Origin of the sequence: Streptomyces sp. NPDC057743, assembly GCF_042798755.1 — a bacterium.
Lineage (GTDB): Bacteria > Actinomycetota > Actinomycetes > Streptomycetales > Streptomycetaceae > Streptomyces.
Genome location: NZ_JBHVJX010000056.1, coordinates 24510 through 34689, shown reverse-complemented (window position 1 = coordinate 34689; position 10180 = coordinate 24510). Strand labels below are relative to the sequence as shown.

9 protein-coding genes are annotated in these 10180 nt (G+C 74.1%); 3 read left to right on the top strand and 6 right to left on the bottom strand.

Features of this window, described 5'->3' with window-relative positions; all coding sequences use genetic code 11:
- Nucleotides 1-83: 83 nt before the first annotated feature.
- Entirely contained in the window at nucleotides 84-1208 is a 1125-nt protein-coding gene (locus ACFVFQ_RS35940) for a TDT family transporter (protein WP_383424436.1), read from the bottom strand.
- Between the two features lie 70 nt (nucleotides 1209-1278).
- On the opposite strand from ACFVFQ_RS35940, the gene ACFVFQ_RS35935 reads away from it, so the two are divergent.
- Nucleotides 1279-2232, top strand: a complete 954-nt coding sequence (locus ACFVFQ_RS35935; protein WP_383424434.1) for a LysR family transcriptional regulator — start codon at nucleotides 1279-1281, stop codon at nucleotides 2230-2232.
- A gap of 79 nt (nucleotides 2233-2311) precedes the next feature.
- Here the strand turns inward: ACFVFQ_RS35935 and ACFVFQ_RS35930 are convergent, their stop codons facing one another.
- Together ACFVFQ_RS35930 and ACFVFQ_RS35925 are read right to left on the bottom strand one after the other, a co-directional pair.
- Nucleotides 2312-3655, bottom strand: a complete 1344-nt coding sequence (locus tag ACFVFQ_RS35930; RefSeq protein ID WP_383424432.1) for a uracil-xanthine permease family protein — start codon at nucleotides 3653-3655, stop codon at nucleotides 2312-2314.
- Nucleotides 3652-4797 (bottom strand): aryl-sulfate sulfotransferase, encoded by a 1146-nt coding sequence (locus ACFVFQ_RS35925; protein ID WP_383424430.1) that lies wholly within the window; start codon nucleotides 4795-4797, stop codon nucleotides 3652-3654. The genes ACFVFQ_RS35930 and ACFVFQ_RS35925 overlap by 4 nt, the downstream gene beginning before the upstream one ends.
- 139 nt (nucleotides 4798-4936) lie before the next feature.
- Between ACFVFQ_RS35925 and ACFVFQ_RS35920 the strand changes: the two genes are divergently transcribed.
- Nucleotides 4937-5500, top strand: coding sequence for a helix-turn-helix domain-containing protein (locus ACFVFQ_RS35920; RefSeq protein WP_383424428.1), 564 nt, complete (start codon nucleotides 4937-4939; stop codon nucleotides 5498-5500).
- Nucleotides 5501-5589: 89 nt separating this feature from the next.
- On the opposite strand, the gene ACFVFQ_RS35915 is transcribed toward ACFVFQ_RS35920, so the two are convergent.
- The 3 genes from ACFVFQ_RS35915 to ACFVFQ_RS35905 all read right to left on the bottom strand — a co-directional run bounded on the left by ACFVFQ_RS35915 (nucleotide 5590) and on the right by ACFVFQ_RS35905 (nucleotide 8736).
- Complete coding sequence (locus ACFVFQ_RS35915) at nucleotides 5590-6318, bottom strand: gamma-glutamyl-gamma-aminobutyrate hydrolase family protein (RefSeq protein WP_383424426.1); 729 nt, start codon at nucleotides 6316-6318, stop codon at nucleotides 5590-5592.
- A gap of 83 nt (nucleotides 6319-6401) precedes the next feature.
- Nucleotides 6402-7880: an ethanolamine permease gene (gene eat / locus ACFVFQ_RS35910; protein ID WP_383424424.1), complete on the bottom strand. Its 1479-nt coding sequence runs from the start codon at nucleotides 7878-7880 to the stop codon at nucleotides 6402-6404.
- A 124-nt stretch (nucleotides 7881-8004) separates the two neighbouring features.
- Entirely contained in the window at nucleotides 8005-8736 is a 732-nt protein-coding gene (locus ACFVFQ_RS35905) for a FadR/GntR family transcriptional regulator (RefSeq protein ID WP_383424422.1), read from the bottom strand.
- Between the two features lie 73 nt (nucleotides 8737-8809).
- Between ACFVFQ_RS35905 and ACFVFQ_RS35900 the strand changes: the two genes are divergently transcribed.
- A complete protein-coding gene (locus ACFVFQ_RS35900; RefSeq protein ID WP_383424420.1) occupies nucleotides 8810-10177 on the top strand; it encodes a glutamine synthetase family protein in 1368 nt (455 codons plus the stop codon).
- The last annotated feature ends 3 nt before the right edge of the window (nucleotides 10178-10180 follow it).

The following is a 10180-nucleotide window of genomic DNA, read 5'->3' as shown; positions in this document are numbered from 1 at the left end:
GAGAACACCAGCCCACCCTATCTACGTCCCCTGATCCCACCGGAGGCGAGGTCGGTCGACACCAACCCGGTGATCGTTTCCGGTCACAGCACTAGCAGGCGACCCCGGGCCAGGCCGTGGGCGGTGCGGGTGCCGGTGACCGCGACGGCCGTGACCAGGGCCGCGAAGAGGGCCACCGCGAGCCAGGTGTAGGCGGTCAGGCCGGTGTGGTGGGCCAGGCCGGCGGCGCCGGTGACGCAGGTGCCGACGGGGAAGGTGAAGCCCCACCAGGTCATCGCGAAGCCCATGCCGTGGCGGGCGGCGCGGACCACCAGGGCGGTGGCGAGGGCCAGCCAGAGGAGGGCGAAGCCCAGTACCGGGACCCCGTAGAGCAGCGCGAAGGCGCTCATGGCGTGCGCGGTGGACGGGGTGACGATGCCGGGGGCGGCGTCGGCGAGGTTGTGCACGGCGGTGGTGGACTGGCCCAGCGGGCCGAGGACGAGGAAGAGGGTGGGGGTGAGGGCGAGGGGGAGCGGGCCGTGGTGGAAGAGGCGGCTCAGGACCAGGGGGAGGACGGCCAGCGTCATCAGGAGGGACATGCCGAAGAGGGCGTAGCAGGCCAGGAGCAGCGCCAATTGCGGCTGGCCGGGCGGCAGATGGGGGATCAGGGCCGGGCCCAGGGCGGCCGAGACCATGGGGGCGACCAGGGGCAGCAGCCAGACCGGGGAGGCGCTGCCCTCGGTGATCCGGTGGCGGGCCACCATCAGGTACGGGATGCCGGCCGCGGTGGCCAGGCCGACCAGGGTTCCCGCGGTCCACAGCACGGCGTCGGCGGCCACCGCGGCGGGGGTGCCGATGACGTCCCGGCCGACCGCGAGGGTGCCGCCGCCGACCGCCAGCAGCGCCATCGCCAGGCATCCGTAGAACGGGGCGACGGTCGGATCGAGCAGATGGCGGCGGGCCTGGTCGCGGTGGCGGGTCCAGTGGACGGCGCGCGCGGTCAGCAGGGTGAGCAACAGCAGCGCGGAGAGCGCCCAGACCACCTGGTAGGCGGCGCGGAGGCCGGGGGCGGCGAGCGGCAGCGCCGCGCCGGCGTTGGCGACGATCGCGGTGCCCATCACGGCGGCGTACCAGTTGGGGCCGAGCTGGCGCACCGAGGCGGGGCCGCGGGGCGGGGAGGGGGTGCCGGTGGCGGGGTTCCTGGGCGGGGCCTGGGCTACTGAGGACATGGCACAACGGTCGCCGGTCCGGTCCGCGCCGACCAGGGATCTTGTCTCTATGAGGGCATAAGGTGGGGTTATGAGTGGCGAGATGAAGGGGCGGGCCGCCGGGGAGCCGGACGACGGGGTTCCGCTGCACCACCGGGTGCCGGACCTCGGGGCGATGGAACTGCTGCTGGCGGTCGCCCGGCTCGGCAGCCTCGGCCGGGCCGCGCGGGCGATGGGCATCACCCAGCCCGCCGCCAGCAGCCGGATCCGGTCCATGGAACGGCAGTTGGGGGTGGCGCTGGTCGAACGGTCGCCGCGCGGCTCGCGGTTGACCGATGCCGGCGCGCTGGTCACCGACTGGGCGCGCCGAGTGGTGGAGGCGGCCGAGGCGTTCGACGCGGGCACCCAGGCGCTGCGCGGGCGGCGCGACTCCCGGCTGCGGGTCGCGGCGAGCATGACCATCGCCGAGTACCTGCTGCCGGGCTGGCTGATCGCGCTGCGCGCCCGGCGCCCGGGGACGGCGGTGTCGCTGCTGGCGGGGAACTCCAGCGCGGTCGCCGGGCGGCTGCTGGCCGGTGAGTCGGATATCGGCTTCGTGGAGGGCCTGGACGTCCCGGCGGGGCTGGACGGCGCGGTGATCGGGCACGACCGGCTGATCGTGGTGGCCGCCCCGTCCCACCCCTGGGCCCGGCGGCGCACCGAGCTGACCGCCGCCGAACTGGCCGCCACCCCGCTGATCCTGCGGGAGCGCGGTTCGGGCACCCGGCAGGTGCTGGACGCGGCGCTGGCCGACGCCGGCGGGTCGGCCGAACCGCTGCTGGAGCTCGCGTCGACCACCGCGGTCAAGTCGGCGGTGGTCAGCGAGGCGGCCCCGTCCGTGCTGAGCGAACTGGCGGTACGGGAGGAGCTGACCGCCCGGCGGCTGGTGGAAGTGCCGGTGCGCGGGCTGGAGTTGGGGCGCGATCTGCGTGCGGTGTGGCCGGCGGGGCAGCGGCCGGTGGGTCCTGCGCGGGAGCTGCTGGGGCTGACGCGGGGGACGTCCTGAGCCAGGGCGGGCCGGGTCCGCTCGGGCCGGCTTGCGGTACGCGCTGAGCGGGGACTCGGCGGGCTGTCGTCGGCTGCCGTCAGCCCGCCCCGGCGGGCGCCGTCCGGCCCGGCGCGTCCCGGCGCCGGAGGAGCGTCGACAGCACCGCGGCGGTGAGCGCGGCGGCCGGTACGCCGCTGCCAAGGAGGGTGTGTGCCCAGGTGGGCAGCGGCGCGTACAGCCGCGGGGCGAGGAGCGGGAGCAGGCCGGCGAGCAGGGCGAGGGCGACAACGCTGGTGGCGGCGCGGTCGGTGAGGTCGGTGCGGCGCAGCAGGTCGATGCCCATGGTGGCGATCACCGCGTAGACCACCAGCGCGGCACCGCCGACGACCGGCACCGGCAGCGCCGCCAGCAGCCGGGTGACCGGGGCCAGCAGCCCGCATCCCACCAGCAGCGCCCCGGCCGCCGCGGTCACGAACCGGCTGCGGACGCCGGTCAGTTGGACGATGCCGATGTTCTCCGCGCTGGTCACCATCGTCGCGCCGCCGCACAGCCCGGCGGCCAGTGAGGCGACCGCGTCCGCGCGGACGGTGCGCGGTACGTCGCGGGCCGGCTGCGGCGTCCGGCCCACCGCCTCGCTGGTGAGCACCGTCTGACCGGTCGCCTCGGCGAGCGAGGCGAGCGCGAAGACCAGCAGCGGCAGCGCGGCGAGCAGGTCGAAGTGCGGTGTCCCGTAGGGGAGGAGGCGGGGAAGGGCGAGCAGCGCGTCACCCGGAACGGCGCGGAGCGGGGTGCCGGCCAGGGCCGCCGCGGCGGTGCCCACCGCCATGCCCAGCAGGACCGACAGCTGCCGCCAGACGCCGCGCAGCAGCAGGAAGCCCAGTGCGGTGGCGGCGACGGTGACCAGTGCCGGACCGCCGCCGGCGGCCGCCATCGGAGCCGCGGCGGAGACCATGGTGACGCCGATGACCAGCACCGTCGTGCCCATCACCAGCGGCGGGAAGAACCGCACGATCCGCCCGTACAGCGGCAGTACGGCCAGCAGCAGCACGGCCGCCAGCAGTACCGCGCCGGAGGCGGTGGCCGCGCCGTGCTCCCGGGCGATCTGGAGGAAGAGGGCGGCCGCGGCGCCGCCGGGCAGCATCATGAACGGCAGCCGGGCGCCGATCCGCCAGGCCCCGAGGGACTGCAGCAGCGCCCCGGCCCCGCACAGGACGAGGGTGGCGCTGAGCAGTGCGGCGGTGCGGCCGGGCGGCAGGCGCAGCCCGTCGGCCAGCAGGAAGACGGTGGAGACCGGGGCGGCGATCATCGCCAGGACGTGCTGGGCGGCGAGCGGCAGCAGCCGGGATGGGGGTACCTCCCTGCTCCTTAAGAGCTTGGGGGAGGGACCCGTTCGTCCACCGGCGCCACGGTGGCCGGGGGAGCGGTGGCGGCCATCGTTCACACCCGCCGCTTCAGCCACGGGAGTTCCGCGGCGGCGTACCGGTAGGCGCGGAAGACCGCGTTGTTCTGGGTGGGAAAGAGGTCGCCGACCTCCGGTTCGCGGTAGCCGCCGAACTCCGGGACGACGTACTCCCAGCACAGCAGGCCCTCGGCGGTGACCTCGAAGAGCCGGCCGGCGGGGGAGTCGGTGATCAGGGTGTTGCCGTTGGGCAGCCGCTGGGCGCTGCCCATGAAGGGCGCGAAGAACGCCTCCCGGGCCGGGTCGTGGTACTCCCAGACCACCGCACCGGTGGCCCGGTCCACCTCGATGACCCGGGAGTAGGGGACGTCGCAGTCGGGCCGGAAGACGCCGTTGTCGAAGAGGAGGATGTTGCCGTTGGGGAGTTCGGTGGGGTGGTGCTGCTGGGCGACCAGCCCCGGCGCGGTGCGCCAACGGACCGCGCCGGTCGCGCGGTTGACGACGATCACGGCCGAGGCGCTGCGCAGGCTGACCAGCACGTCGCCGTCGGCCAGCGGCAGCACGGAGTTGATCAGCGGCCAGTGCTCGCGGGAGTAGGCGGGGTGCAGGGCGTACTCCGCCGGATCGAGGTGGTCGGCGGCGTTCCAGGACCACAACGGCCGCCCGTCCGCGTCGACTTCGCGGAGGGTGTCGGCGTACACCGTGCCGTCCGGCTCGGAGCCGGGGACGCCGCCGCGGACCGCCGTGGCCCGTTCACCGGTCAGCGGCTCCAGCGCGGAGTAGAGGATGCGCCCGTCGCCGTAGTGGTGGGCGTCGTGGTGCTGGAGCGGATCGGTGAACGAGCGCAGCACCGTGCCGTCGGGGGCGATCTCCTGCATCAGCCCGCCCCGGTACTTGTGCCACATCGGGAAGAGCGCGTCCTGGTCGGGGAGGGTGGCGTTGTAGGCGAGGTTGCCGTTGGCCAGGAGGCGGGCGTGGCGGCCGGGGCGGTGCGGCAGGTGCCAGCGGTGGACGACGGTGCCGTGCAGGTCGATCAGCAGGACCTGGCCGCCGCCGGTGAGCGGGGCGTAGAGCGTGTAGCCGTGGTAGGCGGTGGTGGCGTCGAGCGCGATCAGGCCGGTGCCGCGTCGGCGGCGTGTGTTTTGATCGACCGTGGTCAGACTGGTGGCCGGGCTGGAAGCCATGCCGAACTCCCCTCGTCAGACTGTGTCTTGTCAAACTTTGTTTGATGGGATCAAACGACGTAGACGTTAGGGACGGTCTGTTGCAGGGCTGTGAACGGCACGATAAAGACGGTGCGTCGGCGCCGGGGAGGGGGGCGGGATGAGCGGGTCCGAGGCCGCGACGGAGGTTCCGCGGGTGGGGGCGGCGGTCCGCCGGCGGCGGCGCGCACGGGAGTTGACGCTGGCCGACCTCGCCCGCGCCACCGGACTCTCCGCGCCCTTCCTCAGCCAGGTCGAGAACGACCGGGCCCGCCCCAGCATGCGCTCGCTCCAGTTGATCGCCGACGCCCTGGAGACCACCGCGGTCCGGCTGCTGGCCACCGCCGACGGGCCGCGCGCGGTCGACGTGGTACGGGCCGGCTCGGCCGCCGTCCCCGAGGACGGCGAGAGGGGCCGGGTCCGCCCCTTGGTCCGCGGCCACCAGCAGCTGCACGCCCTGGAGTTCACCGGGCGGCACGACTGGCAGCGCGCATTCCGCCACCCGCACGACGAGTTGATGTATGTGATCGAGGGCGCGGTGGAGACCGAGGCGGACGGCCGGCGCTACGAACTCGGGCCGGGCGATGCCTTCTACTGCGCCGGCGGGGTCACCCATCGCTGGCGGTCGTTGGCCCCGGAGAGCCGGGTGCTGTTGGTGGGGGTGGCGGACGACTTCCGGGGGTGAGGGGTGGCTTCCGGGGTTGTGGGGCCGGCGGGCCGCCCGGGGGTCGGAGCCAGGAGCCGGGCGGCGCCGGGGCCTTGGGGCCGACGGCCTCACCCGCCGTCCGGCGCCTCCCCCCGGGCCGCCGCCACCAGGACCTCCATCACCCGGGTGTCGTCGCCGGCCTCCGGGTGCCACTGCACGGCCAGGGTGAGGGCCGGCGCGTGGGGCAGTTCCAGCGCCTCGATGGTGCCGTCGTCGGCGTAGGCGGAGACCACCAGCCCGCGGCCCAGGCGGTCCACGGCCTGGTGGTGGTAGGTCGGCACGGCCACCGGCTCGGGCAGCGCCGCGGCCAGCAGCGTGCCGGGCACCGCCGCGATCTCGTGCCGGCCGAAGACCCCGGGCGGGCCGACGTGCCCTTCGAGGTGCTGGACGAGGGTGCCGCCGAGCGCCACGTTCAGCAGCTGCAGGCCCCGGCAGATGCCCAGCAGCGGCACCCGGGCCGCCAACGCCGCCTCGATCAGGGCCAGTTCCCAGGCGTCCCGGTCCAGCGCGGGCGGCCCGGTGCGGGGGTGCGGCTCGGCCCCGTAGCGGGCCGGGGAAACGTCCGCGCCGCCGGCGATCACCAGCCCGTCCAGCCGGGCGACGGTCGCCGCGGCGGTCTCCGGGTCGCCGGGCGGCAGCATGGCGGGCAGCCCGCCCGAGCGCTGCACCAGGCGCGGGTAGCCGGCCGGCAGCAGCGCCGCGGGCAGCGCCCACACCCCCCACCGGGCCTCTTCCTGGTAGGTGCTGATGCCGATGAGCGGGGGTTGCGGCTGGGACGGCTGGGGCGGCCGGGACATTGGGAGCTCCTCCGTACGGTGCGGGGCGCGGCGGGGCGCCGGGGCGGTGCTGGTGGCTGCTTGCGGCACAGGGGCAACTGACCCTAATCGCGCGCGAGTTCGGCCTCGGCGGCGGCCAGGGCCGCGAACTCCTCCTCGGGCGCGGCCGCCACCAGCCGGTGGCGGGAGTAGAGGGCGAAGTAGGCCAGGGCGAGGCCGTAGACGGCGAGCGCGATCAGTGCCGCCTCCTTGTCGACCAGGAACGTCGCCACCAGCGCCGAGCAGGCCAGCGCGAAGGCCACACCGGAGGTGAACATGCCGCCCGGGGTGCGGTACGGGCGGTGCAGTCCCGGCTCGCGGCGGCGCAGCACGAGGTGCGAAAGGGCCATCAGGGCATAGGAGATGGTGGCGCCGAAGACCGCGACGTTGAGCATCCGGGCGCCGTCGCCGGTGGCCGCGGCCAGCCCGAAGCCCAGCGCGCCGGGGACCAGCAGGCCGAGGTAGGGCGCCTTGCGGCGGCTGGTCAGGGAGAGGAAGCGGGGCAGGTAGCCGGCCCGGGAGAGCGCGAAGAGCTGCCGTGAACCGGCGAAGATGAGGGAGAAGAAGGAGGCCACCAGCCCGGCCAGACCGGCGTAGTTGACGATCCGGCTGACCGTGGTCGGGGTGCCGTGCGGCTGGAGGGCCTGGACCAGCGGGTCGCCGACGGACTGGATCGCGGCCGAGCCACGCGCCCCGGTGGCCGCGGTGAAGGTGATCAGCGCGAGGAGCAGCAGCACGCCCATCGCGGCCGCCATCGCCCGCGGCAGCGTGCGCGCCGGGTCCTTCGTCTCCTCGGCCGCCAACGGGACGCCCTCCACGCCCAGGAAGAACCACATCCCGAACGGGAACGCCGCCCAGATCCCCAGCACCCCGAACGGCAGCCACGAACTCGCCCCGAACGCACCGGTCTTGACCGGGATGTCGTTGAGCGCGTCGACGTGGAAGTCGCTGAGCGCGGCGAGTGCGAAGACCAGCAGCGCGGCGACCGCGATCGCGGTGACCACCAGGCTGAACCGCAGCGCCTCGCCCACGCCCCACAGGTGGATCCCGATGAAGAGCACGAAGCAGGCGAGGTAGACGGGCCAGCCGGAGTGCAGCCCGAACAGGCCCAGCGATTCGACGTAGTCGCCGATGAAGATCGCGATCGCGGCCGGCGCCAGCACGTACTCGATCAGGATCGCGGTACCGGTCAGGAAGCCGCCCCAGGTGCCCAGCGCCCGCCGGGCGAAGCCGTAGCCGCCGCCCGCGGTGGGCAGGATCGAGGCCAACTCGGCCAGCGCGAAGACCAGACAGGTGTACATCAGTCCCATCAGGACCGCGGCGATCGCCAGTCCGCCGAAGCCGCCGTGGGCCAGCCCGTTGTTCCAGCCCGAGAAGTCGCCGGAGACGACGTAGGCGACGCCCAGGCCGGTCAGCAGCAGCGGGCCGGCGCTGCCGCGGCGCAGCGTCCGCCGCTCCAGATAGGCGTCGTCGCTCGGCGGCCCGCCGTCGGGGGGCGCGGTGGGCGGCGCGCTGGTGCTGTCGGCGTGGGTGCTGTCGGCCATGAGCCGCTCCTGCCTCGCGGGGGACAACCGGAGTAAAGGTTTAGCCGCATACCTTTGTCGTCCCGGTGGCGCAGCGCAAGACCCGTGCGTAAAAGGCCGGTGACGCGGGTGCGCAAAAGGGGCGTCAGCGGGCCGGCGCGGACAGGAAGCCGCGCAGCAGGGCCGCGGTGCCGCAGCAGTGCTCCCGCATCACCTCGCGGGCGCCGTCCGCATCGCCCTCCAGCACCGCCTCCACCAGCGCGGCGTGCTGGGTCTGCGAGTGCTCCAAGTTCCGCACCAACAGGGGGATGCAGTCCAGCAGGTCGTTGACGCCGGCCCGGACCGCGGCGTACTGGGCGGCCAGCGACGGCGATCCGGACAGCTCCGCCAGCGTCAGGTGCAGCAGCGTGTCCCGCCGCCGGTAGTCGGCCAGCGGTGCGTCCTCGGTGGCGGCCAGCGCCTCCCGCAGCCGCGCCGCCTGCTCGTCCGACAACCCGTGCGCCGCGCACAGCCCGGCCGCGCCGACCTCCAACACCTCCCGGAAGCGCAGGATGTCCTCGACGTCGGTCCGGTCGACCCGGCGCCGCAGCTCGGCCTCGCCCGGGCTGTCGGTGCGCATCCGCACGAACGTGCCGCCGTACCGACCGCGCCGGCTCTCCACCAGCCCCTCGTCCTGGAGCACCTTGAGGACCTCGCGCAGGGTGACCCGGCTGATCTGCAGCCGCTCCGCCAACTCCCGCTCGGCCGGGAGCCGTTCGCCCTGCGGCACCAGCCCGAGCCGGACGATCTGGAGTATCTGCTCCAGCGCCTCCTCGAAGCCGTTGCCCGCCCGGACCGGCCGCAGCACCGGCGCCAGCCGATCGGCCGCAGCATCCATCGGAACCCCTTCCCAAGCAATGGTTCGTGTGCCTACCTTATGGGCTCCGGATGCACCGACAGGAGGCACCACCGTGGCAGACCGCAGGCCCCCACTCTCCGTCGAGGAGCTCACCGCCCTCGTCGACAACGGGGAGATCGACACTGTCGTCCTCGCCTTCACCGACATGCAAGGCAGGCTCCAGGGCAAGCGGTTCGCCGCCCGCTACTTCCTCGACACCGTCCTCGACCACGGCACCGAGGGCTGCAACTACCTCCTCGCCGTCGACGTCGACCTGAACACCGTCGACGGCTATGCGATGTCCTCCTGGGAGCGCGGTTACGGCGACTTCGCGCTGCACGGCGACCCCGCCACCCTCCGCCGCACCCCCTGGAACCCCGGCTCCGCCCTGATCACCGCCGACCTCGCCTGGCACGACGGCTCACCGGTCGTCGCCTCGCCCCGGCAGATCCTGCGCCGCCAGCTCGACCGGCTCGCCGAGCGCGGCTGGAGCGCCCACGTCGGCACCGAGCTGGAGTTCATGGTCTTCAAGGACAGCTACGAGGACGCCTGGTCCCGCGGCTACCGCCAGATGACCCCGGCCAACCAGTGGAACGGCGACTACTCCGTCCTCGGCACCGGCCGCGTCGAGCCGCTGCTGCGCCGGATCCGCAACGAGATGGGCGCGGCCGGCATGACCGTCGAGTCCGCCAAGGGCGAGTGCAACCTCGGCCAGCACGAGATCGTGTTCGTCTACGACGAGGCGCTCACCACCTGCGACCAGCACAGCATCTACAAGACCGGTGCCAAGGAGATCGCCGCCCAGGAGGGCATGGCGCTCACCTTCATGCCCAAGTACGACGAGCGCGAGGGCAATTCCTGTCACATCCACCTCTCGCTCCAGGACGCACAGGGCCGCCCGGTGCTGGCCGACGACGACGGCCCCTACGGCATGTCGCGCACCATGCAGCACTTCCTCGCCGGCCAACTGGCCGCGCTGCGCGACTTCACGCTGTTCTACGCCCCCAATATCAACTCCTACAAGCGGTTCCGCCCCGGCTCCTTCGCCCCCACCGCCGTCGCCTGGGGCCCGGACAACCGCACCTGCGCCCTCCGCGTCGTCGGCCACGGCCGCTCCCACCGCCTGGAGAACCGCCTGCCCGGCGGCGACGTCAACCCCTACCTCGCGGTCGCCGGCATGATCGCGGCCGGCCTGCACGGCATAGACCAGGAGCTCGAACTCCCCGACGCCACCACGGGGAACGCCTACTCGGGAGACGCCGCGCACGTCCCCACCACCCTCCGCGAGGCCGCCGAGCTGTGGGAGCGCAGCACGGTCGCCCGCGCCGCCTTCGGCGACGAGGTCGTCGACCACTACCGCCACATGGCCCGCGTCGAACAGGACGCCTACGACGCCGCCGTCACGGACTGGGAGCGCTTCCGCTCCTTCGAGCGCATGTAAGGA